Source organism: Listeria swaminathanii, assembly GCF_014229645.1.
Lineage (GTDB): Bacteria > Bacillota > Bacilli > Lactobacillales > Listeriaceae > Listeria > Listeria swaminathanii.
The window spans coordinates 196,493-221,279 of the sequence record NZ_JAATOD010000003.1; the positions used below are offsets into that span (position 1 = coordinate 196,493).

Sequence of the window (24,787 nt, forward strand, 5' to 3'; positions counted from 1 at the left end):
TATGTCTAACTCCTCTCACGAATATAATTTACTTCTCCACTATAAAATATGTAATGCATTACATAGCAAGCAATAATTTAAAATTTTTTAAAGTCGCCTTCATTTTTATGATTTTAATGTTCACAATTTAGCCATCAAAACACGCAAAAGAGCCTATTTTTGATAAAATCCTTTTTCTTCAGGCTGATAGAATTAATTAACTTTTAAATTAGGAGGAGAAAAAATGAAATCCAGAAAAAAAGGGATTATACTGATAGTGTCAATTATTTTAATCTTTTCCATTGGTTTATTAGTAAACAACATCATGACAAACAACAAAGATACCGCTAAGCCAAAAAAGAAAACTGTTGTTGCTGTTAAAAAGAAAAAAGAGACACCGCCAAAACCAAAAGAACCATTTAACATTGATTTTACAGGTGATATTATGTTTGATTGGGATTTACGTCCAGTTTTAGCAGAGAAGGGAATGGACTATCCTTTTGATAACGTTCGCGAGGAACTGAAATCTAGTGACTATACCTTCGTTGATTTAGAAACTGCCATTACAACTCGAACAAAAAAAGTCCCTTACCAAGAATTTTGGATTAAAAGTGATCCTAGTTCTTTAACAGCTCTGAAAAATGCTGGGGTTGATATGGTTAATATTAGTAATAACCACATTTTAGACTATTACGAAGATGGATTACTCGACACAACGGCGGCATTGCGCGCCAATAATTTAGCCTATGTTGGGGCTGGTAAAAATGAAGATGAAGCTTATCAACTTAAAGTAGCTGACATCAAAGGAAACAAAGTTGGTTTCATGTCGTTTTGCCACTTTTTCCCGAATACGGGTTGGATTGCCGACGAAGATACTCCAGGGGTTACTAATGGTTATGATTTAAACCTTGTCGAAGAAAAAATCAAAGAAGAACGCGCAAAAAATAAAGATATTGATTATATGGTCGTTTATTTTCACTGGGGAGTTGAAAAGACGAATACACCTGTAGATTATCAAACCCAATACATGAAAAAACTAGTGGATGATAATTTAGTTGATGCAATTGTTGCTAGCCATCCACACTGGCTCCAAGGTTTTGAAGTATACAAAGATGTTCCAATTGCTTATTCATTAGGTAATTTCTTATTCCCTGACTATGTTTCAGGTCATTCGGCAGAAACAGGTATTTATAAACTGAATTTTGATCAAGGAAAAGTAACCGCCCATTTTGATCCGGGTATTATTTCAGGCAATCAAATTAATATGCTTGAAGGTTCTTCCAAGACAGCACAATTAAATTACCTGCAATCCATTTCTCCAAATGCAACCATTAATAGTAATGGTGATATTTCCGCAAAATAAAAAAAGCTGATGCTAGTTCGGTGTATACCGTTCCATGCATCAGCTTATTTTTTATAACAAATGATTCATATGGCCAATTTCCATTACCCAATAAGAACCAATAACTACGACAATCGCAATAAATGCTGCGAATAAAATATTACCGATTTGGATTTTACCATCGCGGCCTTCTGTCATGTGCATGAACATCAGAAGCTGTAGGGCTGCCTGAATGAACGCAAAGATGAAAATAATAACTACCTTAACATTTGTTGTAAGCGTTGAATAAAGAGCTACCCAGACTGCTAGAAGCGTCAAAATAACTGATAATGCAAAGCCAACAATATGTTTCCAAGGAATGCCACCTTCAGCATGTGCTGCATTTGATTTATTATTTTGTGTCATATTAGTTCACCATCCCTAGCAAATAGACACCGGTGAAAATGAAAATCCACACAACATCAAGGAAATGCCAGTATAAACTGGAAATAAATACTTTTGATGCTGTTTTTGGCGTCAAACCATGCATTTTAATTTGAATCAGAATAAAACTAATCCAGAAAATCCCAACCGTTACGTGAAGACCATGCGTCCCTAGTAGAACGAAGAATGCCGACCAGTAAGAACCGACTTGCATCGTAACGCCTTCCGTCACATAGTGTGCAAATTCATACAGCTCAAAGCCAACAAATCCCGCACCAAGAATCAGGGTAATAATCGAGTAAATCGTCAACATTTTCACATTACCTTTACGCATCTCACCAATTGCAAGACCGCACGTGAAGCTACTTGTTAGTAGTAAAAATGTCATTATTAGGACAAGCCAAAGTTCGAACATTTCTGCTGGCGGATGACCCGCATTCGAGCCAGCCTTTCTCATAACAAAGTAAGTTGCAAAGAGAGTCGCAAACAACGCAATTTCGGCGCCAAGGAAAATCCAGAATCCAAGAATATTTAATCGACCTTGTTCTGATCTATATTCAATGGGCAGATTTTTATTTGTTTCTACAGATTCCATGGGTTACCCTCCTTCACACCAGTCGCAAGTTCACGCGCATTATGTTCTTCTGTTTCTTTGATTTCGTCCACTTCCACGTGGTAGCCGTCGTTATTTTGGAACGAACGATAAATCATACATCCTAAAATACCAACAAGACCAATAATTCCCATCCAGTACCAGTAGAAGACTAGTCCAAAACCGGCAATGAAGAAGAAGACCGACATCACAAATCCAACCATCGTATTACTTGGCATATGGATTGGTTTATAATTTTTATCATTTACATATGGATCGCCTTTTTGTTTTCTATTCCAGAAATCATCCAAGTCATTCCATTCAGGTAAAACAGCAAAATTATATTTTGGCGGAACTGCGGAACTTGTAGCCCATTCAAGCGTACGAGCATCCCACGGGTCACCAGTAACTTCACGTTTAGAGTTTTTATAGCTGTAGTAGATGTTGTAGCAAAGAACTAAGAACGCCACACCCATCAAGAATCCGCCCACTGTAGAGATAAAGTTAAGCGTTGTCCAGCCATCACCTTGAACGTAAGTGTAAATACGACGAGGCATACCATCAAGTCCTAGGAAATATTGCGGGAAGAAACAAACGTTAAATCCAACAACGAAAATCCAGAAGAACCATTTACCAATTTTTTCATTCAGTCTGTAACCGACCATTTTTGGATACCAGTATGTAAGCCCGGCAAAGCAGGAGAACACGGTTCCAGCAATTAATACATAGTGGAAATGAGATACTAAGAAATACGTATTGTGATATTGATAATCGGCCGCAGCCATCGCAAGCATAACCCCAGTTACCCCACCGACAACAAAGTTAGGGATAAAGGCAAGCGACCAAAGCATTGGCGTTGTAAAGGTTATTCGCCCTTTGTACATCGTAAAGAGCCAGTTGAATATCTTAATCCCGGTCGGAATCGCAATCATCATCGTTGTAATGGAGAAGAAGGAGTTAACAAGCGCCCCTGATCCCATTGTAAAGAAGTGATGGACCCAAACTAGGAAACTTAGTAAAGAAATAACTGCCATCGCAGCAACCATCGCCGGATAACCAAATAATTTTTTCCTCGAGAAAGTAGAGATAATCTCTGAGAAAATACCGAAAGCTGGCAAAATAACAATATATACTTCCGGATGCCCCCAAACCCAGAACAAGTTGGCCCACATCATTGGAAGCCCGCCATTCGTGAGTGTGAAGAATGCTGTCCCAAACAGTCGGTCAAATGACATTAAAGCAAGCGCCACTGTTAAAACTGGGAAAGCGAAAATAATAATCAAACTTGTAATTAATGAAGACCAAGTAAACATCGGCATTTTCATTAATGTCATACCTTTTGTACGCATTCGTAAAATCGTGACGAAAAAGTTAATCCCCGTCATCAGCGTACCAATACCAGCGATTTGAACACCTAGAAGATAGAAGTTAATTCCATATCCAGCGCTAAAATCTGTCGCAAGTGGCGCATAGTTTGTCCAACCAGCATCTGGCGAACCACCAATTACGAATGATAAGTTAAATAGCATCGCTCCCATAAAGAACGTCCAAAAACTTAAGTTGTTTAAAAATGGAAATGCTACATCACGCGCACCAATTTGAAGTGGTACGGCAATGTTCATCAGTCCGATGATAAACGGCATTGCCATAAATAAAATCATAATCGTTCCGTGCGTAGAAAATACTTCATTGTAATGCTGTGCGTCTAAAAATTTCATATCCGGTAAAGCGAGCTGGGTACGCATCATTAGCGCATCCACACCACCACGGAAAAACATTAAGACAGCAGCAAGCAAATACATAATACCTATTTTTTTATGATCAACGGAAGAAATCCACTCTTTCATGAGCCACTTCCATTTTTTTGTATAAGTTAGTAACGCAACAACACCAATACTTACAAGTACGATAGAAATTTGCGCACCTAAAATCATCGGGTCACCAGTTACGATAAACTCATTCCATTTCATGCCTTATGTCCCCCCTTTTACTTCCCTGCGTCATCCGATTCTTTTTTATTGAATTCATTTGTTTGGATGTCTTCTTCCATTTTCTTCATTTCGTCTTCGCGGTGTTTGTCCTCATGGTAACCTTCACCATTTTTAATAATTTGTGGCTTCATATCATGACGCTCAAATTGCGGATTAGTTACTGTAACAGGACGAACCGGTAGCATTGGTTTATCAGAAATGGTTGATTTTGTGTTTGGATCATGCGGATTTGTCATCTCATAACCAAAACGTTTGTAGGCATAGAAAACATACTCTGGATCAGCTGCTACATCAACAAATGCTAAATGCGTACCAGAATAAGTTTTTTGCTTAGAGCTTCCAGGAATTAACAGACGGTCATAGATGTCTTGCGTAATAACTGGCGAGCTAGCTTTCGTTTCTTTTGCCCATTTTTTGAAATCTTTTTCAGATTGAGCCACTACATCAAAGCGTTGATCTGCAAAACCTTCGCCGTTGAAGTTTGCGTTACGACCTTTGTATGTACCAACTTCATCTGCTTGTAAATATAAATTCATCGTCATGCCAGACATCGCATATTTTTGCCCACCTAATTGCGGAACCCAAAAGCTTGTCATCGTATCTGCGGAAGTTAATTTGAATAGTACAGGACGGTCGGTTGGAATGTTTACATAGTTCACCGTTTCAATCGATTCATCTGGATAACTAAAAATCCATTTCCAGTCTGCACTTGTTGCGTAAATAATAATTGGATCTTTATGCGAAGTCACTTTTGGTGCTTCTTCCCCTGCATAAATTGTTTTTACCGTCGGAATAGCTAGAGCAATAACGATAGCAACTGGAATCAATGTCCAAAAAATTTCCAGTTTTTTACTGCCGTGCATATCTGGCTCGTAGTTTGAAATGTCTTTCCGTTCGCGGTATTTAACCAACATAATCGTAAACAATACAAAAATCGTCAAAACAATAACCAGCATAAATATAATCGAATAAATAATTAAGTCCGACTGACCTTTAGCAACTGGCCCTTTTGGATTAAGTACCGTCAAGTCACCACAACCACTTATAAGGCCGGTAACCCCAAGTAGTGCCGTGAGTAGCAAAGATTTAAGTACCTTTGACACCCGAATCCCCTCTTTTCCTTTTGATGTTTTCTAATGTGTATTTTTGCGCAAAAATACCATTACCGGAGTGCTGAAAGAAGCTTGTTAGAACTCCTATGTAACTGAAAAAATGCTTTTACTATTTAATTCTTTGAAAAAAACTCACAAACTTTTTTTAAATTGTTTAGCATTTTTAGAATCACTATGTTCATACTCTAACTCATTATATCTGATTTGATATCTTAGTTCAAAAACCTGATATATTAAATATTTCACAAACTTTTATTCTGTTCACTATTCCCTAGATTGTGAAATCCGAAACAATTTGTACATGATTTTTATACGGAAAGTTGTTTTTCACGGATATTCTTTCTGGTGCAGAATCTGGCATTTTGACAGTTGTTGGTGTGGTTATTTTTAATCATGCAGATAATTTATCTAATAAAGATAATAAGACTGAAAAAAAGATTTAGTAATCAAACTAAAAGCCGAACAACTTTTATGTAAAAGTTGTTCGGCTTTATTAGTGATATCTCCGTTATTCAGTAATTTGAACTCTCCCTGTATGGAAAGGTAAATGTTTAATACCAAGCGATTCCCACTCTTGAACTAGTTTTTCGGCTAGTTCTTTCGTTTTCGAGAAAGCTATTCCACAATCTCCGCCACCAGAACCGGAAGATTTTCCTGCGCCGCCCATATTTTCGGCCGAGTCCGCTAGTTCTTTTAGCAAGCTCGTTTCAATGTTGACGCCAGCTTTTGTTCCAAGTTCTTGAAGAATACGACGATTTTCTTTGATAGATGCATAAAGCAGTTCTTCGTCTTTCGTGTGGAAAGCTTGAATCATTTGCTTCATGATTTCGTTATTTCTAGTTAAGAAATGTTGATAATTTTTGCTATCTTCTTGTTTAAACGCGTGAATTTGCGAAACAAGTTTGCCAGTACTCACAGGTGTACCCGTCCAACCAACTGAAAATGTCGAAACTGGTTCTTCTAATGTTTCGATTTGTAACATCGGCCATGGTTCTTTCATAAACCATTCAAGTGATTTATAGGCTAAACGATGCTTCACCCATTCTTGATCAAACGTCGTATACGCAATCCAGCCGCCGTACATACAAGATGCAATGTCACCACATGAACCGTTTCCTTGAACGACTAAATGGGAAAGTGCAGCTAGTTTAAATTTTTTCAGCATGGATATTTCTGGATGGAATTTTGTCATCAGCGCGTTGATTACAGCTACCGTTGCGGCTGCGCTTGAACCTAGTCCATATTTTGCGCCAGATTGATCGATTAATTCTGTTTCAATGACCATTTTCACTGGAGTTAGCTCGATGCCTTCTGATTTTAGGAACGTTGTCGCAATATTGATTGCTTCAGCTGTAAAAGTCCAATGTTCCCCGTCTGGTTTAAGTTCGCCGCCGATTGGCCATGACACTGGATTTTCATAATGTGGAATCCATAATTCATTGCGCTCACTATCTTCTAGCGTTAGCGTTATATAACGGTTAACCGCAGTTAGAATGGCTGTGTGACCGGATTCTACAACCGCATATTCACCAGCAACATATAATTTTCCGGGTATTTTAACCTGTAGTTTATTTTTCATCTGATATAACACTCGCTTCCTTACCAGCGTGGCAAATTAGAACGTTTTTAGCCAAACCTGACAACTTCTCTGCTACGATATTTTCATTTTTTCGTTCACAAATCACTTTCACATTAGGGCCAGCATCCATTGTAAAATAAGCTGGTATGCCATCTTCGCGTAATTCTCTAACTGCGTCCATTATTTCAAGTGACTGTGGTTGAAAATAAGTGAAGGGTGGCTCTGCGCCAAGTGTTGTCGCATGCATTTTCATGCCGTTTCGCTCTGTGATTTCGCCAACTTTGATGAAATCTTCGTCCAAAATAGCTTGTTTCATTTCTTCCAAATCCGTCCCAGCTGCTGCTACCCATTTTTCAAAAAACGGGGATGTTTCCACGGTTAGACGCATGCCATCTCGGCTAGAAACTTTCTTTTCTTGGTCCGAAACTACTGCGACTACAAGGGACATTTTGTCACATAATTTGTTAGTGAAAGGAACCGCGAATGAATCACTACCGTCCGCCAGCTCGCCTTTTTCCCAAATAACGAAATCACCGAAAACGGAACGAGAAGCAGATCCAGAACCGAAACGAGCCAGTCTGGAGATATATTCTTTTGTGTCATTTCTGCCCGCTGCACTGGATCCTGCGAGTGCAAGAGCCGCAAATGCGGATGCTGATGAAGCAAGTCCAGCCGCAGTTGGCACGTGATTTTCTGAAGTGATTTTTGCTTTTGCTGTTAAGCCAAACTCTTCACGCATTTTATCTATAAAACGAGCTACTTTTGCATCCGTTTTTTGTTCATCGTTAAGAATAAATGTATCTTGGGATAGATTTTTGTCCCATTCTACTGTTGTTTTTGTATAAAATTTATCTACCGTGAAGGATAAACTACTGTTTGCAGGTAGAATCAAGTGTTCATCGCGTTTTCCCCAGTATTTAATTAGCGCCACATTCGTGTGTGCGATGGCTGTCGCTCTCATAACTACCTTCTCCAATCGTAAAAATCCATTCTTGTGCAGCTCCAGCATTATGAAGCGCCTTCGTTATTTTTTCAGCGATTTCTTGATTTTTTGCTACAGCGATAATACATCCACCTCTACCGCCACCTGTAAGTTTTGCCCCGTCTGCGCCACTACTTCTAGCTACTTTAATTAATTTCTCTAAACTGCTATCGCTTACTGTCAAAGTTTCCAAATAAGTTTGTGCTTTATTCATTGCAGCACCAATCTTCACAGTGTCTGCATCGCCTTCTAAATGCGTCTTTATTTCCCGGGAAATATCGCCAAGTTGGTGAATTATTTTCCCAATTTCGGCTTCGTTTTCTTTGTATAAAACTTGAACATCCTTAACTGCGTCTCTCGTTTCGCTTGGAACACCTGTATCCGCCACGACGAACGTGACTTTTTTAGGAAAGTGCATAATCTCTAGTTTTCGATTTCGCTCATACCAAACTGGTTTTTCACTCACAACCGTAATGGCATCAACGCCACTGGCATTTCCGTGAGCAATTTTTTCTGCCGCATTAACAATTGCTAATAGTTTTTTTGAGTCTAATTCTTGATTGAAATATTTATATAAGCCGCGCGCAATACTTGTCGCTACTGCAGCACTTGAGCCTAATCCTCGTCCAATTGGAACGCCTGAAATCACATGAATCGAAACACATTCATCATTTCCAATTTCGCTTAAAACGTCTACAACTAATGCTTTGATTCCCGCTAAGAAATCAGGCATATCTTCTAAATCACCTGTAAAAAATGCCGAAGAGAATTTGGTTTTTGTAGAAGTCTCTACATTTGTCGTTACTACTGCTTGTGTAAATGGGACTGAAATTGCCGGTTCTCCGTATACAACTGCATGTTCTCCGCATAATATCATTTTAGCTGTCCCAATGCCTGTAGCCAATGCACGCCAATCCTTTCTCCATCAAAATAATACAAACTTTAATACTTCATGATACCATAATTTTTTCACTAAAACCTTATTATAGAACTTTTTTTGACCCAAAACAATGACTGGCGCAACTTTTCCCGCGCCAATCACCTTTTAAATATCCATTTCTTGATATTGTTGTTGGAAAATACACATTCGAATCGCATCGTGGTAAGTTCCATCAACAAAAAATTCATCAATTAGTTCGCCTTCACGAATAAAACCAACTTTTTCATAGATGTGAATTGCTTTTTCGTTTACTTTATCAACGACTAAATATAATTTATGCAAATTTAGCACGTGAAAAGCATATTTCATCGCGAGTTTTGTGGCAGAAACGGCGTAACCGTGTCCCTGAAACTTAGGATCAATAATAATTTGAAATTCCGCTCTTCGGTGAATATAATCAATTTCCATTAACTCGACTAATCCAACCATTTGGCCATCTAATTCTAAAATAAAACGGCGTTCTGACTGATCGTGAATGTGCTTATCATATAACTCCTGAAGCTCGACAAATGCCTCATATGGCTCTTCAAACCAGTACGACATAATCTTCGCGTCATTATTTAACCGATGAACAAATTTCAAATCTTCTCGTTCAAGCGGTCTAAGTTTTAAATCTCCACTCATTTTTCCACTCCTAAAATTATAAAATTGGTGATAATAAACTGGATAGAACTTCTTTTATACGAGTCAACAACGGTTTACTTTCCATGTCTTTCATCGTAAATAATCGGCTATCTTCAAAATCTTTCTTGAAGTCGCGTTTCAAATGATGCATAGCCTCGCTTTCATCATATAAAAACACCATTAATTCATGATTCAATCTAAAGCTACGAACATCAAAATTCGCAGTCCCAATAGCCGCACGCGTTCCATCCACTAACATTGCCTTCGCATGAACAAAAGAGTCATCGGCATAAGCATACATTTTTGCACCTGCTTCAATCATCGTTTTCACATTAGCGTTACTCCCGTGGAATGAAATCCCGCGATCGCCTTTTCCAGGAATGATAACCCGTACGTCAACACCACTCATTGCAACCCGGCGAATAACCGCAAGTGATTCCTCGTCAGGAACAAAGTAGGGCGACACAATCCAAACTGACTCTTTAGCGGAATCAATCAAATCAAGCATCGAATCGCGAACCCATTTTTCTTTATCGTATGGTCCGCCGTATATAACCTGAGCCCATTCATCGCCCATATCAACTGGTGAGAAATACTGTTTTAATCCGGTTTCGCTGATAAACCCGTCGGCAGCGCCAGCTCGATTTTCCATGTAAATCCAATCATTTAAAAAGGATTCTTGGAGTTCGATTACTGCTTGACCTGTGATTTTAATATGCGTATCGCGCCAAACACGGAAGTCTGGTGTGTTGGAACGATATTCTTCGCCAATGTTAAGTCCACCTGTGAAGCCAATTTGCCCATCAATCACGACAATTTTACGGTGATTTCTTAAATTAGCCGTTCTTACAATCCACGGCGAGGAAATCGGATCAAATGCGTGAATGCTAACGCCAGCTTCTTTTAAAGGGGCTAAAAAGGCTTTATGCAATTTGCTTGAACCTAATCCATCAAACATAAACCTAACTTCAACGCCAGATTTCGCTTTTTCTACCAAAATATCTCGAATCTCGGTAGATATTTCATCCGTTTTGAAAATATAGTATTGAATATGGATGTGGTTTTCCGCTTTTCTAAGCGCGTCTAAGAGTACTGGAAAAGTTTCTTCACCATTTGTTAGTATTTCAATTTCATTTCCCTTAATCGGCTCTATGGACGTTAAGTGAGCAATCCTTTTAGAGAGTCTTGGTAATTTTTCATTGGTGTTATTCGGAATTGCATGAACTGCATTTATTAATTTAGCTTTTTCCGTAACTTGAGCTGTGCTGAATTTTCTAGTTGCTGGATTTCTACCGAACACAAGGTAACTAATTGTTCCAAGTACAGGTAAAATGAAAATAACCGCAATCCAGGCGACTTTTGAGCTAGTATTCCGCTGATCAAATAGGAGTAGCCGAACCGTAATAACAACCCCGCACAATTGAATAATCGCACTTGTTACTAAGAAAAGTATGGCTGCTTGATTAATTAAAACGTATTCCACTAAAAATAAAACTACTGCTATAAACAGAAATTGAATCAGTTTGCGCATTTTTTTCAACTCTTCCCTTTTTTAGACGTATTAAAGATATTATACATAAAATGCGACCAAAAAGCGCTTTTTAATACCGAAAAAAAGCTGGAAAATCGTTCTAATTCGCAAATTAGAGTCATTTCCAGCTTGGTTTTATTCTTCTATGTCGCTTCCAGGAGCATCTTCAAAACTTTCATCAGGAACTTGCGTGATTAGTGTTTCGTCGATTTCTTCCTCAAGCTCAACTTCATCTTCTTCTTTTGGAACTTTTGCAACAGTGGCTACTTTTTCATCTTCATCAAGACGAATTAGTTTGACACCCATTGCGCTACGACCTGTTTGTGATACGGTTTCGATTTCAAAACGAATCAAGACGCCGCTCACGGTCATTAGCATTAAGTCTTCTTCACCAGTAACAGTTTTCATTGCTACTAAGTTACCGTTTTTCTCAGTGATTGTAACGGTTTTAACACCCATACCACCACGATTACGAAGCGGATACTGGGAAGCTGGCGTTTGTTTACCATAACCTTTTTCCGTTACAACGAGTACTTTTTCATCGTCTTCTAGTACTTCCATGCCGATAACTTCATCGTCTTCACGAAGTCTAATACCACGAACACCAGCAGCTGTACGGCCCATTACGCGGATATTTTCTTCTGGGAAGTAGATAGATTGTCCATGTTTCGTTGCGATAATCATGTTTTTGCTACCATCTGTCATTTGAACGGAAATAAGTTCATCGTTCTCACGAAGTTCAACTGCACGAAGACCACTTTGACGAATTTTCGCAAATTGAGAAAGGGTTGTACGCTTCACGACACCATGTTTCGTCGTGAAGAATAGGTAGCTATCATCGGTGAATTCGGATAGATTTATCACGGCATTCACTTGTTCTTGGCTTTCGATTCCAAGTAAGTTGATGATTGGGATACCTTTGGCAGTACGACCGTATTCAGGCACTTCATAACCTTTCGAACGGTAAACTTTACCAGTGTTAGTGAAGAATAGTAACGTATCATGCGTACTCGTTGCAACAAGGTGTTCTACGAAATCATCTTCATGTGTAGACATACCTTGAATACCACGACCACCACGACGTTGACTACGATAAGTCGACAATGGTAAACGTTTAATATAGCCACGTTTAGTTAGCGTGATTGCTACTTCTTCTTCTGGGATTAAGTCTTCATCTTCAAGGCTTACTAAATCACCAGCCAAGATTTCTGTACGACGTTTATCCGCATATTTAACTTTGATTTCTTCTAATTCTTCACGAATAATTTCAAGAATACGCTCATCATCAGCTAAAATGGCTTTTAAATCGTTAATTAATGCCACTAAGTTTTGATATTCTTCTTCAATTTTTTCGCGTTCTAAACCTGTTAAACGTTGCAAACGCATATCTAAAATGGCTTGCGCTTGTTTATCAGAAAGGTTGAATTGTGTCATCAAACCTTCTTTAGCGACATCAGAAGTTTTTGATCCACGAATTAATTTAATAATCGCGTCAATGTTATCAAGTGCAATTCGTAAACCTTCTAAGATATGAGCACGCGCTTCTGCTTTACGAAGCTCAAATTCCGTACGGCGACGAATAACTACTTTTTGATGTTCCAAATAATAATAAAGGATTTCTTTTAAATTAAGGACTTTTGGATGGTTGTCGACAAGTGCGAGCATATTAATACCAAAAGTAGTTTGAAGTGCTGTCATTTTGAATAAATTATTCACGATAACACTTGCGCTAATATCACGACGAACTTCAATAACGATGCGCATTCCGGAACGGTCAGACTCATCATTTAGGGAAGTAATACCGTCAATTTTCTTCTCACGAGCTAGTTCCGCAATACGCTCAACTAGGCGCGCTTTATTTACTTGGTAAGGAATTTCAGTAATAACGATTGTTTCTTTACCATTTTTCTTTTCTTCAATGTCAACACGACCACGAACAGTAATCGAACCGCGACCACTTTCGTAAGCGCGACGAATTCCGCTACGTCCCATAATCATCCCAGCAGTAGGGAAGTCAGGTCCTGGAATATACTCCATTAAATCACGAATAGTAATTTCTGGATCATGACTAAGCGCCAAAACGCCGTCAATTACTTCACCAAGATGGTGGGTAGGAATATTCGTAGCCATACCAACCGCGATACCTGACGAACCATTGACTAGTAAGTTAGGGAAACGCGCTGGTAAAATAACTGGCTCACGCTCGGAACCATCATAGTTATCAGCATAATCAATCGTATCTTTGTTAATATCGCGCAGCAGTTCCATCGAAATTTTCGACATACGTGCTTCTGTATAACGCATCGCTGCCGCCATATCACCATCGACCGAACCAAAGTTACCATGTCCGTCAACTAGCATATTACGATAACTAAAATCTTGCGCCATCCGAACCATTGTAAAATAAACCGCTGTATCGCCGTGGGGGTGATACTTACCAATAACTTCCCCAACAATACGCGCCGATTTCTTATAGGCTTTATCAGAAGTCATACCTAAGTCATTCATCGCATATAAAATACGACGGTGAACTGGCTTTAATCCGTCACGAACATCTGGTAGGGCACGGGCAACAATTACGCTCATCGCGTAGTCTAAGAATGAAGTCCGCATTTCTTTATTTAAGTTTATCTCTGTTATTCGTTGATTTGGTGTTTCTGCCATTGTTAGAGAAACCTCCCTTTCAAAAGTAAGGCTGAATCTAGTTCAAACCTTTTAAAAACAATTAATATCCCAAATATTACCCGGGAAATATTTATTAAACATCCAAGTTTTTAACGTATTGCGCGTTTTCTTCAATGAATTTACGACGAGGTTCCACGCGGTCACCCATCAGCATTTCAAAAGTTTCATCGGCATCAATAGCGTCTTTGATATTGACTTGAAGTAGTGTACGGTGTTCAGGATTCATCGTTGTGTCCCAAAGTTGTTCAGGATTCATCTCTCCAAGACCTTTATATCGTTGAATGCTGTATTTAGTGTCTCCATCAAGGGATGCTAGATAATCTTCTAATTGTCCATCGCTGTATACATATTCTACTTGCTTACCATGCTTAATTTGATAAAGCGGTGGTTGTGCAATATAGATATAACCTGCATCAAGTAGAGGACGCATATAACGATAAAATAGCGTAAGAAGCAGTGTACGAATATGTGCACCATCAACATCGGCATCAGTCATAATAATTAATTTATGGTAACGGGATTTAGAAACGTCGAAATCTCCGCCAAAACCAGTACCCATTGCTGTAAAAATAGTTCGAATTTCTTCGTTAGCTAAAATACGATCTAAACGCGCTTTTTCTACGTTCAAAATTTTACCACGAATCGGTAAAATCGCTTGGAATAAACGGTCACGACCTTGTTTAGCGGAACCACCAGCTGAGTCACCCTCAACGATATAAAGTTCGCTGATTTCAGGGTTACGGGAAGAACAGTCAGCTAATTTACCCGGCAAGCTAGAAATTTCTAAGCCACTGCTTTTACGAGCAACTTCACGCGCGCGCTTAGCAGCCAGACGTGCACGAGAGGCCACAACGCCCTTCTCAACGATTTTTTTAGCAACATCTGGGTTTTCCATCATAAATTTATTTAAAGCCTCAGAAAACAGTTTATCCGTGATTGAACGGGCTTCTGAATTTCCAAGTTTTGTTTTTGTTTGTCCTTCAAACTGTGGATCTGGGTGTTTGATGGAAATAATTGCTGTTAAACCTTCACGAACATCTTCACCAGAAAGGTTATCATCACTATCTTTGAACAATTTATTACGACGCGCATAGTCATTAATAACCCGCGTTAATGCCGTTTTAAATCCAGATTCGTGTGTTCCACCTTCATACGTATGAATATTATTCGCAAATGAAATGATATTGCTTGAGAATCCAGTGTTATATTGCATGGAAATCTCAACCATAATGTCATCGCGTTCGCCTTCCAAATAAATTGGTGGCTCATGGATAACGTCTTTTGCTTTATTTAAATGCTCGACGTAAGAACGAATTCCGCCTTCATAGTGGAAATTCTTACGTACTTTGTGCTCGTCTCGTTTATCTTCAATCGAAATTGTTAGACCACGGTTCAAGAAAGCAAGTTCGCGCGTACGCGTACGAAGCGTATCAAAATCAAATTCTGTTGTTTCAGTGAAAATTTGTGGATCTGGCGTAAAGTGAACAATTGTTCCACGGTAATCCGTTTCGCCTTGTTCTTCCATATCCATCACAACATCACCGCGTTCAAAACGTTGGTAATATTTTTTACCTTCACGATGCACGTGTACTTCAAGAGAAGTTGAAAGGGCATTAACTACCGATGCACCAACCCCGTGAAGTCCGCCTGATACTTTATATCCGCCACCGCCGAATTTACCACCGGCATGAAGAACGGTAAAGATAACTTCTACTGTTGGGCGACCGATTTTTTCGTTAATCCCAGTTGGAATTCCACGTCCGTTATCGCGAACAGTAATGCTGTTATCCGCTTCAATTGTAATTTCAATTTCTGTACAAAAACCAGCTAGGGCTTCATCGATTGCGTTATCGACAATTTCCCATACAAGGTGATGGAGTCCGCGTTGACTAGTTGAACCAATGTACATACCAGGTCTTTTTCGAACTGCTTCTAAGCCTTCCAGTACTTGTATTTGATCTTCGTTATAATCGGAAGCACTTTCCTGTACATTTGTAATATTTTCTTCTGACATTAATTATTCCACCGCACTTTCTTTTTCATCAAATTATATTAACCTAGATTAGGATTTTTTTACTGTACCTTTTTCTACATAGAAAGTTGTTGCTTGTTTGAGCGTTTCATGGTCGATCCCGCTCGTACTTGTTGTCGTTACAAAGGTTTGTACTTTTCCTTCAATAGCTCCGAGCAAATGTGATTGACGGTAATCGTCGAGTTCACTTAGCACATCATCAAGAAGAAGAACCGGATATTCTCCAGTTTCTTCGTGGATTAAGTCAATTTCCGCTAATTTAACAGAAAGTGCCGTTGTCCGCTGCTGGCCTTGTGAACCAAAATCTTGCACATTTTGCCCATTAATATAAAACAGAGAATCATCCCGATGTGGCCCAATAAGTGTGACACCACGGTCGATTTCTCTTTGTTTGATTGATTCCATTTTTTGAAGTAAATCTGCTTTCCACACTTCGGGATCGTCCCCATTTAGCGTGACGGAAGCTTTATACTCGATTTTAAGCGCTTCTAAACCTCGCGAAATTTGGTGATGAATTGGTGCCGCATATGCTTCTAATTTTTGAATAAAATCAGCTCGTCTTTTCGTCAAATTAATGGCGACATCCGCGAACTGTTCTGTCAAAATATCAAGCAACATCGGATCTACTTTGCGTTTCATTTGCAACATCTTCAAATAATGGTTTCGTTGCTGCAAAATCCGCTGATATTCACTTAAATTATGCAAATAAATCGGCTGCATTTGTCCAATTTCCATATTTAAAAAGCGACGTCTAATTCCTGGTGCACCTTTTACAAGCGATAAATCTTCTGGGGCAAAAATAACCACGTTCAAGTTGCCAACATATTGGCTCAGTTTCTTTTGTTCCAAATGATTTACTTTAGCTCGCTTGCCTTTTTGGGTGATAGCAAGCTCTAAAGGCACTGATTGCCCGTGCTTTGCTATCCGGCCTTCCATCTTGGCTTCTTCTTTATCCCACATAATAAAATCTTTATCATTTGTTGTCCGATGTGATTTTGCAAGTGCAAGCATCAATACAGCTTCCAAAAGGTTGGTTTTACCTTGTGCGTTCTCGCCAAGAAAAACATTCACAGATGGGGAAAATTCTAGTTCTAAGTTTTCGTAATTACGGAAATTTCTTAAAACAATACTTTCTAAATGCATCTGCTATTTTCCTTGCTCAATTTTCACTTTTCCAATACCGGGAACTAAGATAACATCGCCATTACGAAGCTTTTTCCCCCGACGATTGTCTTGCTCTCCGTTGATGTAAATCGTATTTTCACTAAGGTACGCTTTTGCCATTCCACCAGTCGAAACTACATCAATCATTTGTAAAAGTTGACCAAGCGTTACGAACTCACTATTTATCTTCACTGTTTCAGCCAAAAATTTCACGCCCAATCTTTTTTTATCACTACCTTCTATTTTACTAAAGTTTTGCCAATAATACAAAGAATATTTTCATATATTCGTTTTTCAGCTTTTTTTAGCAAAACTAATGGGGGGATATTATTTATTCAAAAAAAGAAAATATGAGCTTCTCTGGCGTTTTTTTATTAAAATGGTTATTTTCGCCGAATAACTGCCTTTTTTTGCCAAGCTCCAGATTTATATCGCCAGACGCCGAGCATTGTTGCTGTGATCCATGCAACTGGAGTAGCCCACCAAAGCCCCACATAACCAATATAAAGCGATAAAACAAAGCCAATTACAAGTCGTGAAACTAGCTCGAAAATCCCCATCGCTAAAGGAACCATCGCATCTCCAGTACCACGCAACGTTTCCCGTACTACAAATAAAATTCCAACAACAACATAAAATAACGATACAATCAGCAAATAACTCACGCCAATATTAATAACTTCCGTCTCACTGGAATCTACAAATAGTAATAAAAACTGCCGAGCGAAAAGTTGCACTAAAATCGTAATTCCGATACTTATAGCTGTAACGACTTTAATTCCCGACCAAAATCCTTCCCGAACACGGTCAATTTTCCCCGCACCGATATTTTGACCAGCAAACATAGAAGAAGCTGCGCCAAAAGCAATTCCGGGTTGATATGTAAGTGAATCAATTCGACTTGCCGCCGTATAAGCTGCAACAACCGAAGAACCAAAACCATTTATTAAACTTTGCAACGCCATATTCCCAATCGAAATAAAGGATCCTTGTAATCCAGAAGGCAGTCCAATGCGCACCATTTCTTTCAGTAGTGGAGTGGAGAGCTTGAATTTTGCGCGCTCTATCCGCATAAACGGCACGTGACGATAAGCATAGTAAATAACGGCAATTGCTGCAGCTGTTTGGGATAAAACTGTCGCAATCGCAGCCCCGCGAACCCCCATATCCATATAAACAACAAATAAAAAATCAAGTGCAATATTCATTAAAGACGATAAAATCAAAAAAATCAGCGGTGTAATCGAATTTCCGAGTGCCCGAAGAATCGCCGCCATCCCGTTATATAAACTCATCGGTAAAATCCCGATAAAGAGGGTGGTTAAAAAGATAGTCGAATCATCCAAAATATTCGCTGGCGTTCTAAGTAACACAAGCAGTGGCTTCGCAAGTAAAACTCCCGCAATCGTTAAAATAATCGCCGAAAAAACCACCGCATAAGTCGCCGTAGCAATAACATCTTTCAAACGATCATAGTCTTTAAAACCAAAATACTGCGCAACTACGACAGAAATCCCGCTCATAAGTCCAATAATCAAAGAAATCATAAAAAAATTGACCGAGTTTGTCGCTCCAACAGCAGCAAGCGCATCGACACTGACGAATTTCCCGACAATAACCGCATCAATCATCGTATAAAATTGCTGAAATAAGTTTCCAATCAACATTGGCATCGCGAATAAAAAAATTAATTTTGTCGGATTACCAGTTGTCATATCTTTCATCATGCTAAGAATTACCTCCGTTTGCATAAATATACATTTCTATCCAAAAACTGTACTATAACAAAAAAAGAATCCGCCTTGAAACCAAGACGGATGTGCTTTTTGCGAGATTAGTAAGTTCTAACCGGCGTGATTAATTGTAAAATTTCATTTGGATTGGCTGCATCTTTTGGTCGAAGTACGAATGGTCGCATTGTACCGGAGAAGGAAATTTGAATATCATCACCTTCGAAAGCACGCAGAGCATCCATCATGTATTTACCGTTAAAAGATATTTTGATTTCTTCACCAGTAAAGCTTTGGCTGAAGACATTTTCAGAAACATTCCCAACTTCCGGAGAATTGGAGGATACTTCTACTTGGCCATTTTCCAGGGTCATTAATTTAATAACGTTATTACGATTTTCACGAGCAAGTAGGGACGCACGGTCGATTGCTTGTAAAAATGCTTTAGAATTAATGACTAATTCTGATTTAGTATCAGTTGGAATTAGACGAGATGTATCTGGGTAACTACCTTCAAGTAAACGAGAGTAGAATAGTAAATCTTTTAATTTAAAGAGAATTTGATTATTCGCAAGTGTCATTTCAATGGATTCGCTTGCGTCATCTAAAATTTTATTTAGTTCTGATAAGCTTTTTCCTGGAATAACAATGTTATATTCTTCGTCAATGTCTGTTTCAAGTGGAATTTCACGTAAAGCTAGACGATGACTATCAGTTGCAACTGCGCTAAGTTTGTTATCTTTAATAATCCAGTTAACACCAGTAAGTACTGGGCGAACTTCGATAGCAGAAACCGCGAATACAGTTTGGCGAACAATGTTTTTCAGTACATTAATTGGAATTTTAATAGTTTTACCATCAGTAACTTCTGGTAATTTAGGATATTCCATTGGATCTAAGCCGTTTAGTGTAAAAGATGCTTGACCGGAACTAATGTTAGTTTGGTAATTAGAAGTTACTTCAATTTCTACATTTTCTTCAGGTAAACGACGAACAATATCGCCGAAGTACTTGGATTGAAGAACAATTCCACCAAAAGTTTCTACTTCTACAATAACTTCATCATTTTCAATTAATGGAATAAATGCTTCGATGGAAATATCGGAATCACTACCAGTTAGTGTTACACCTTCATCATTTACGACTATTTTTATTCCCGTTAAAATTGGAATCGTTGTTCTTGCAGAGATGGCACGAGTAACTTCATTGACTGCTTGGACAAGACGATCACGCTCAATAACAAATTTCATGAGTATCCCCCATTTTTTTTTATATTTTGTAAAACCTCAAAAACCTTTAATTAATTAATAAAAAATCGTAGTAATAGTAATAGGCGCTGTGGATTTGTGGATAAGTAGGTTGTAAGCCATGCGGTATAAAGTTTTCCACATGTTGATAACTTGTGGGTAAGTATGTTTCAGTTATCCACATTGTACACAGGTCTATTAAAACATATTTTGTGCTTTTCTTAAATTTTTTTCAATTTCAGCAAGGTCATTTTTCAACACTTGATCGGTTTTTAGTAGTTGCGATATTTTTTCATGTGCATGGATGACGGTTGTATGATCTCGGCCACCAAATTCATCACCGATTTTTGGTAATGAGGCGTCTGTAAGCTCTCTAGAAAGATACATAGCGATTTGGCGCGGGAATGCAATACTTTTCGTCCGTTTTTTTGCTTTAAAATCTTCTAAACGCACATGGAAATATTCACCAACTGCTTCTTGGATACCACTAATTGTAATAACTTGTGATTTAGAAGAGGGGATAATATCTTTTAGTGCCTCTGCTGCAAGACCAGCTGTTATATCTTTATTAACGAGGGAAGAATAAGCAACTACTCGGATGAGCGCGCCTTCTAACTCGCGAATATTCGAATCAATTTGGTTTGCGATATAAAGCATGACTTCATTTGGAATATCTAATCCGTCCGCTTTTGCTTTTTTACGTAAAATGGCGATCCGTGTTTCTAAGTCTGGTGGCGTAATATCAGTGATTAAGCCCCATTCAAAGCGGGATCTAAGCCGATCTTCCAGTGTGGGAATTTCTTTTGGTGGTCGGTCACTGGAAATAATAATTTGCTTTTGTTCATCATAAAGTGTGTTAAATGTATGGAAAAATTCCTCTTGTGTTCCTTCTTTACCAGCTAAAAATTGAATATCATCAATAAGTAAAACATCCACATTCCGGTATTTTGTGCGGAATTCTTCGGTTTTATTATCACGAATAGAACTAATAAACTCATTCGTGAATTTTTCGCTGGAAAGGTACATTACTTTCGCATTATCTTTATGTTGTTGAACATAGTGGCCAACTGCGTGCATTAAATGTGTTTTGCCGAGGCCAACTCCTCCATAAATGAAGAGTGGATTATATGCTTTCGCTGGTGCTTCGGCTACTGCAAGTGATGCTGCATGGGCGAATCTGTTCCCTGAACCAATGACAAACGTATCAAAAACATAACGCGGATTAAGCATATGTTTTCCAATTTCAATGCCATCTTCATCTAACGCTGGATTCGGTTTAATCACAGTGTATTCGAAGTTTTCTTCTTGCTCGCCATCAATAAAGCGGACATCAAATAAGCGACCAGTTATTTCTTGCAAAATGTTAGCGATAAATTGCGTGTAGCTTTTCTCTAACCAATCGCGAACAAAATTATTGGGCGCTGAAATAATAAACGTGTTACCTTCAAGTGAATGAGCGGTTGTTGATTTCATCCATGTGTCGTAACTCGGTTTACTCATATTTTTTTTAACGATTTGCAGTGTTTCCTGCCAGATGTCTTCAATTGATTGCACTAGTAACCCCCCTTTTTTATGTAATGTAAATGGATGCTATAAAGTTATCCACAGATAGAAAAAGCTATGGATAAGGTTATCCAAACACTGTTAAAAAATTATCCACAAAGTAAAATTGGATTGTGGATAACTTTAGTTTTCCCCAGCTATATTTCTATTCGACAGGAATTATAATATCAGAAAATCACTCTGATAGCAAGGACTTACCAAATTTATCCACAAAACTGTCCAGATGTGAAAAACGGTTGTCCACAGCCAGTTAACTTGTGTATAACTTGTGTGTAAAGAAATCTGTAATGAAATTGTTAAAATTAATTATCCACAAGCCATTGTGTGTAAATAACCACTAATTGTGTATAAGTTTAAACTAAATTAAAAGGTTATCCACAATAAAAAGACGTTATTAACGAGTTATCCACATTTTTTAGAGAAGGATTTCATTGCGACAATGTGTTAAACTATTTACCGAATACGAAAAAAAAGACAAAAAAATGAGGTTGTGAAAAATGATATTTCAACGGCTTTTGAAAACTAGAGATACTGAATTTTATCGGGTTATACAAAACGGGAATATTGACGACGTGTTTGGCTACTTATTAATTCACGACAAACGGGAACCAGCAGAGATTGACGATTTTAAGGTATTTGCAAAAAGTAATATAAATAAAGAAGCTTTTTCAGTAAATATCAAAAAAAATCATTTTTACACGATGTTTTTTCACTTTACAGACTTAGAAGAAGAGCAGGAAATTCCAAAATTCACCAAAGTAATTCGTTTTATAGAAGGATTATTATCTTTTCAGCCAGAAACAAGCCATTATGTGGATAACTATTTAATAAAGGAAAAACTCATTTTTGAATATCCAGCTGAATTTGAGAAAATTGGGGAATTTGCTCAGTATTTAGTAGAGATTTCCGGGCGAAAAATCGCTATCCCAGACACTACTAGAGAAAAATATATCTATTTAACACAATAATTTTTCAAAAATAGTTTTTCTCTCTATAAAAATATGGTATGATAGTGAACGGAGTCTAAATAGAAATTCGTCTAAATAGTATTGACAAAAATGACCACGTCACGTACAATATCTAAGACTGTCTAATAGATAAATTCGATTGGACCCTTTCATGGGAGGTGTAATTAATGAAAAGAACATATCAACCAAGTAAACGTAAAAGAAAAAAAGTGCATGGTTTCCGTACGCGTATGAGTACTAAAAACGGACGTAGAGTTTTAGCAAGTCGTCGTCGTAAAGGAAGAAAAGTTTTATCTGCGTAGACCACTGAAAACGACTCAGTGGTTTTTTTTTTGAAAAATCTCTGAGTCAAACGGCCTTATACTAAGATATGTAAGAAGATGGAGAATGTATGAAAAAAAAATATAGAATTAAAAAAAATGACGATTTTCAAAAAGTATTCCGAAGAGGAAAATCTTTTGCTAACCGTCAATTTGTTGTTTATACTTTAAAGCAAGAAGGATCGAATCATTTTCGCATTGGTTTATCGGTTAGTAAAAAAATTGGAAACGCTGTCTGCCGAAATCGGATTAAACGTTACATAAGACAATCATTCCATGAATTAGAAGGCCAAATCAATCCTGAAAATGAATATATTATCATCGCCAGAAAACCGGCGGCCAATATGGATTTTCATGAAGTAAAGAAAAGTTTGATTCATGTTTTAAAAGTGGGGCGTGTTTTAAAGCAAAAAGCAAACAATTCAAAATGAGTGGAAATTTGAAAAAGGCGAAATTGGAGGTTACATCAATTTGAAGAAGAAAAAGCGATTCAAACAGAAGTTGCTCATCGCAAGTCTTGTAATCGGATTAATGGCTGTACTTTCGGGTTGTGGCTATTCAACTGATCCAATTACATCAGAATCAACTGGATTTTGGAGTCATTATATCGTGTTCCCATTATCCTGGACTATTACGTGGTTTTCCGATTTATTCGGGGGAAGTTATGCAGTCGGAATTATCGTTGTTACAATTTTAATTCGTCTACTTATCATGCCTTTAATGATCAAACAGCTGAAAAGCCAAAAAGCCATGACAAATTTACAACCGAAAATCAAAGAACTACAAGAAAAATACTCGTCTAAAGATAATGAAACAAAACAAAAATTACAACAAGAAACAATGCGTCTATATCAAGAAAATAGCGTAAATCCAATGATGGGTTGTTTACCGTTATTAATTCAAATGCCTATTCTACTAGGATTTTACCAAGCTATTAGTAGAACAGCAGAAATTAAAACAGATACATTCTTATGGATGCAACTGGGAAATCCGGATCCATATTACATCTTGCCGGTTGTTGCAGCATTAACAACATTCTTATCATCAAAAATTTCTATGATGGGGCAAACACAGCAAAATAAATCAATGGCAATGATTGTTTATATCATGCCAGTAATGATTCTATTTATGGGTATTACATTACCGTCTGCACTTGCTCTATACTGGATTATCGGTAACATTTTCACCGTATTCCAAACACTTTTAATTAATAATCCTTTTAAAAACAAACGCGAACAGGAGGCGCTGGCTGCTGCTCAAGTTGCGGAAGATCGCTTGAAGAAAAAAGCAGCTAACATGAAAGCTTCCAAAAAAGGAGGTAAGAAAAGAAAGTGAGAGATTTAACTGCGCAAGGCTCAAACGTTGAAGAAGCTATCCAAAATGCATTAGCCACTTTAGAAACAACACGCGACAAGGTCGAAGTAGAAGTTCTAGACGAAGGTAAAAAAGGTATTTTCGGAATTGGTTCAAGACTGGCTATGGTAAAAGTAATTGAAAAAGAAGATGGTATCCAAGTAGCGATTGATTATCTTTTAGATGTTGCTACCAAAATGGGTGCAGTAATCACGATCGATGTAGAAGAAGTTGGTAAAGATGTGAAGTTGCAAATTAAAGGTGACAGCCTAGGTATGCTAATCGGCAAACACGGTCAAACCCTTAATGCTCTTCAATACTTAACACAATTAATTGCTAATAAAACAACGAGCCAATACAAAAACATTATTGTTAATGTAGGGGATTACCGTGAAAGACGTCACGAAACATTAGTAATTTTAGCGAATAAAATGGCGGATAAAGCTCTTAAAACGAAGCGTGCTGTTCATTTAGAACCAATGCCTTCATTTGAAAGAAAAATTATTCATGCTATTTTAAGCGAGAATGATCAAATTGAAACGCATTCTGAAGGACGCGATCCTTATCGTTATATTGTGATTAAGCCAGTTCGGAAATAAATTTTTAGGCTGAGGTTTTTAGGAACCTCAG

22 protein-coding genes are annotated in these 24,787 nt (G+C 38.0%); 6 read left to right on the forward strand and 16 right to left on the reverse strand.

The features are described from left to right. The first annotated feature begins 223 nt into the window (after positions 1 to 223). On the forward strand, positions 224 to 1,342 hold the full coding sequence (locus HCX62_RS10715; protein ID WP_185639048.1) for a CapA family protein: 1,119 nt from the start codon (positions 224 to 226) through the stop codon (positions 1,340 to 1,342). 51 nt (positions 1,343 to 1,393) lie between these two features. On the opposite strand, the gene qoxD is transcribed toward HCX62_RS10715, so the two are convergent. The 16 genes from qoxD to dnaA all read right to left on the reverse strand — a co-directional run bounded on the left by qoxD (position 1,394) and on the right by dnaA (position 21,507). Next, positions 1,394 to 1,726: a cytochrome aa3 quinol oxidase subunit IV gene (gene qoxD / locus HCX62_RS10720; RefSeq protein ID WP_003725633.1), complete on the reverse strand. Its 333-nt coding sequence runs from the start codon at positions 1,724 to 1,726 to the stop codon at positions 1,394 to 1,396. Between the two features lies 1 nt (position 1,727). Then, complete coding sequence (gene qoxC / locus HCX62_RS10725; RefSeq protein ID WP_003721631.1) at positions 1,728 to 2,339, reverse strand: cytochrome aa3 quinol oxidase subunit III; 612 nt, start codon at positions 2,337 to 2,339, stop codon at positions 1,728 to 1,730. Then, a complete protein-coding gene (gene qoxB, locus HCX62_RS10730; protein ID WP_003732172.1) occupies positions 2,327 to 4,306 on the reverse strand; it encodes a cytochrome aa3 quinol oxidase subunit I in 1,980 nt (659 codons plus the stop codon). Before qoxB ends, qoxC begins: the two co-directional genes overlap by 13 nt. 17 nt (positions 4,307 to 4,323) lie before the next feature. Continuing rightward, positions 4,324 to 5,430 carry a cytochrome aa3 quinol oxidase subunit II gene (gene qoxA, locus HCX62_RS10735; RefSeq protein ID WP_185639049.1) on the reverse strand — a complete coding sequence of 369 codons (1,107 nt, stop codon included), beginning with the start codon at positions 5,428 to 5,430 and terminating at the stop codon, positions 4,324 to 4,326. A 517-nt stretch (positions 5,431 to 5,947) separates the two neighbouring features. Beyond that, positions 5,948 to 7,018 carry a phosphomevalonate kinase gene (locus tag HCX62_RS10740; protein WP_185532456.1) on the reverse strand — a complete coding sequence of 357 codons (1,071 nt, stop codon included), beginning with the start codon at positions 7,016 to 7,018 and terminating at the stop codon, positions 5,948 to 5,950. Beyond that, positions 7,008 to 7,979, reverse strand: a complete 972-nt coding sequence (gene mvaD / locus HCX62_RS10745) for a diphosphomevalonate decarboxylase (RefSeq protein ID WP_185639050.1) — start codon at positions 7,977 to 7,979, stop codon at positions 7,008 to 7,010. The genes HCX62_RS10740 and mvaD overlap by 11 nt, the downstream gene beginning before the upstream one ends. Further along, positions 7,936 to 8,904: a mevalonate kinase gene (gene mvk / locus HCX62_RS10750; RefSeq protein ID WP_185639051.1), complete on the reverse strand. Its 969-nt coding sequence runs from the start codon at positions 8,902 to 8,904 to the stop codon at positions 7,936 to 7,938. Before mvk ends, mvaD begins: the two co-directional genes overlap by 44 nt. A 141-nt stretch (positions 8,905 to 9,045) precedes the next feature. After that, on the reverse strand, positions 9,046 to 9,564 hold the full coding sequence (gene speG, locus HCX62_RS10755) for a spermidine N1-acetyltransferase (protein ID WP_185391750.1): 519 nt from the start codon (positions 9,562 to 9,564) through the stop codon (positions 9,046 to 9,048). 16 nt (positions 9,565 to 9,580) lie between these two features. After that, positions 9,581 to 11,095: a cardiolipin synthase gene (cls, locus tag HCX62_RS10760; protein WP_185639052.1), complete on the reverse strand. Its 1,515-nt coding sequence runs from the start codon at positions 11,093 to 11,095 to the stop codon at positions 9,581 to 9,583. Between the two features lie 135 nt (positions 11,096 to 11,230). After that, on the reverse strand, positions 11,231 to 13,759 hold the full coding sequence (gyrA, locus tag HCX62_RS10765) for a DNA gyrase subunit A (protein ID WP_149116965.1): 2,529 nt from the start codon (positions 13,757 to 13,759) through the stop codon (positions 11,231 to 11,233). A 94-nt stretch (positions 13,760 to 13,853) separates the two neighbouring features. Beyond that, on the reverse strand, positions 13,854 to 15,794 hold the full coding sequence (gene gyrB / locus HCX62_RS10770; RefSeq protein WP_185639053.1) for a DNA topoisomerase (ATP-hydrolyzing) subunit B: 1,941 nt from the start codon (positions 15,792 to 15,794) through the stop codon (positions 13,854 to 13,856). A 48-nt stretch (positions 15,795 to 15,842) separates the two neighbouring features. After that, positions 15,843 to 16,955: a DNA replication/repair protein RecF gene (recF, locus tag HCX62_RS10775; protein WP_185639054.1), complete on the reverse strand. Its 1,113-nt coding sequence runs from the start codon at positions 16,953 to 16,955 to the stop codon at positions 15,843 to 15,845. 3 nt (positions 16,956 to 16,958) lie between these two features. Then, positions 16,959 to 17,180, reverse strand: coding sequence for a S4 domain-containing protein YaaA (gene yaaA / locus HCX62_RS10780; protein ID WP_008946386.1), 222 nt, complete (start codon positions 17,178 to 17,180; stop codon positions 16,959 to 16,961). A 179-nt stretch (positions 17,181 to 17,359) separates the two neighbouring features. Beyond that, positions 17,360 to 18,703 carry an MATE family efflux transporter gene (locus HCX62_RS10785; protein WP_185639055.1) on the reverse strand — a complete coding sequence of 448 codons (1,344 nt, stop codon included), beginning with the start codon at positions 18,701 to 18,703 and terminating at the stop codon, positions 17,360 to 17,362. Positions 18,704 to 18,810: 107 nt separating this feature from the next. Then, positions 18,811 to 19,956: a DNA polymerase III subunit beta gene (gene dnaN / locus HCX62_RS10790; protein WP_185639056.1), complete on the reverse strand. Its 1,146-nt coding sequence runs from the start codon at positions 19,954 to 19,956 to the stop codon at positions 18,811 to 18,813. 195 nt (positions 19,957 to 20,151) lie between these two features. Further along, positions 20,152 to 21,507 carry a chromosomal replication initiator protein DnaA gene (gene dnaA, locus HCX62_RS10795; RefSeq protein ID WP_003727573.1) on the reverse strand — a complete coding sequence of 452 codons (1,356 nt, stop codon included), beginning with the start codon at positions 21,505 to 21,507 and terminating at the stop codon, positions 20,152 to 20,154. A gap of 506 nt (positions 21,508 to 22,013) precedes the next feature. On the opposite strand from dnaA, the gene HCX62_RS10800 reads away from it, so the two are divergent. The 5 genes from HCX62_RS10800 (at position 22,014) to jag (ending at position 24,756) form a co-directional block, all read left to right on the forward strand. Then, entirely contained in the window at positions 22,014 to 22,484 is a 471-nt protein-coding gene (locus tag HCX62_RS10800; RefSeq protein ID WP_185639057.1) for a hypothetical protein, read from the forward strand. A gap of 167 nt (positions 22,485 to 22,651) precedes the next feature. Continuing rightward, the gene (gene rpmH / locus HCX62_RS10805) at positions 22,652 to 22,786 is read left to right on the forward strand and encodes a 50S ribosomal protein L34 (RefSeq protein WP_003718062.1); all 135 of its coding nucleotides are present in this window, start codon (positions 22,652 to 22,654) and stop codon (positions 22,784 to 22,786) included. 89 nt (positions 22,787 to 22,875) lie between these two features. After that, on the forward strand, positions 22,876 to 23,235 hold the full coding sequence (gene rnpA, locus HCX62_RS10810) for a ribonuclease P protein component (protein ID WP_185391755.1): 360 nt from the start codon (positions 22,876 to 22,878) through the stop codon (positions 23,233 to 23,235). 40 nt (positions 23,236 to 23,275) lie between these two features. Next, on the forward strand, positions 23,276 to 24,139 hold the full coding sequence (yidC, locus tag HCX62_RS10815; RefSeq protein ID WP_185639058.1) for a membrane protein insertase YidC: 864 nt from the start codon (positions 23,276 to 23,278) through the stop codon (positions 24,137 to 24,139). Next, entirely contained in the window at positions 24,136 to 24,756 is a 621-nt protein-coding gene (gene jag / locus HCX62_RS10820) for an RNA-binding cell elongation regulator Jag/EloR (protein ID WP_008946379.1), read from the forward strand. The genes yidC and jag overlap by 4 nt, the downstream gene beginning before the upstream one ends. Positions 24,757 to 24,787 lie beyond the last annotated feature (31 nt).

Bases quoted from the DNA above. Each gene is read 5' to 3' on its own strand.
- speG (WP_185391750.1), bottom strand. From the start codon at position 9,564: ATGAGTGGAGATTTAAAACTTAGACCGCTTGAACGAGAAGATTTGAAA.
- cls (WP_185639052.1), bottom strand. From the start codon at position 11,095: ATGCGCAAACTGATTCAATTTCTGTTTATAGCAGTAGTTTTATTTTTA.
- dnaN (WP_185639056.1), bottom strand. From the start codon at position 19,956: ATGAAATTTGTTATTGAGCGTGATCGTCTTGTCCAAGCAGTCAATGAA.
- HCX62_RS10785 (WP_185639055.1), bottom strand. From the start codon at position 18,703: ATGATGAAAGATATGACAACTGGTAATCCGACAAAATTAATTTTTTTA.
- rpmH (WP_003718062.1), top strand. From the start codon at position 22,652: ATGAAAAGAACATATCAACCAAGTAAACGTAAAAGAAAAAAAGTGCAT.
- qoxC (WP_003721631.1), bottom strand. From the start codon at position 2,339: ATGGAATCTGTAGAAACAAATAAAAATCTGCCCATTGAATATAGATCA.
- mvaD (WP_185639050.1), bottom strand. From the start codon at position 7,979: ATGAGAGCGACAGCCATCGCACACACGAATGTGGCGCTAATTAAATAC.
- rnpA (WP_185391755.1), top strand. From the start codon at position 22,876: ATGAAAAAAAAATATAGAATTAAAAAAAATGACGATTTTCAAAAAGTA.
- HCX62_RS10740 (WP_185532456.1), bottom strand. From the start codon at position 7,018: ATGAAAAATAAACTACAGGTTAAAATACCCGGAAAATTATATGTTGCT.
- HCX62_RS10800 (WP_185639057.1), top strand. From the start codon at position 22,014: ATGATATTTCAACGGCTTTTGAAAACTAGAGATACTGAATTTTATCGG.
- qoxB (WP_003732172.1), bottom strand. From the start codon at position 4,306: ATGAAATGGAATGAGTTTATCGTAACTGGTGACCCGATGATTTTAGGT.
- qoxD (WP_003725633.1), bottom strand. From the start codon at position 1,726: ATGACACAAAATAATAAATCAAATGCAGCACATGCTGAAGGTGGCATT.
- gyrA (WP_149116965.1), bottom strand. From the start codon at position 13,759: ATGGCAGAAACACCAAATCAACGAATAACAGAGATAAACTTAAATAAA.
- recF (WP_185639054.1), bottom strand. From the start codon at position 16,955: ATGCATTTAGAAAGTATTGTTTTAAGAAATTTCCGTAATTACGAAAAC.
- HCX62_RS10715 (WP_185639048.1), top strand. From the start codon at position 224: ATGAAATCCAGAAAAAAAGGGATTATACTGATAGTGTCAATTATTTTA.
- gyrB (WP_185639053.1), bottom strand. From the start codon at position 15,794: ATGTCAGAAGAAAATATTACAAATGTACAGGAAAGTGCTTCCGATTAT.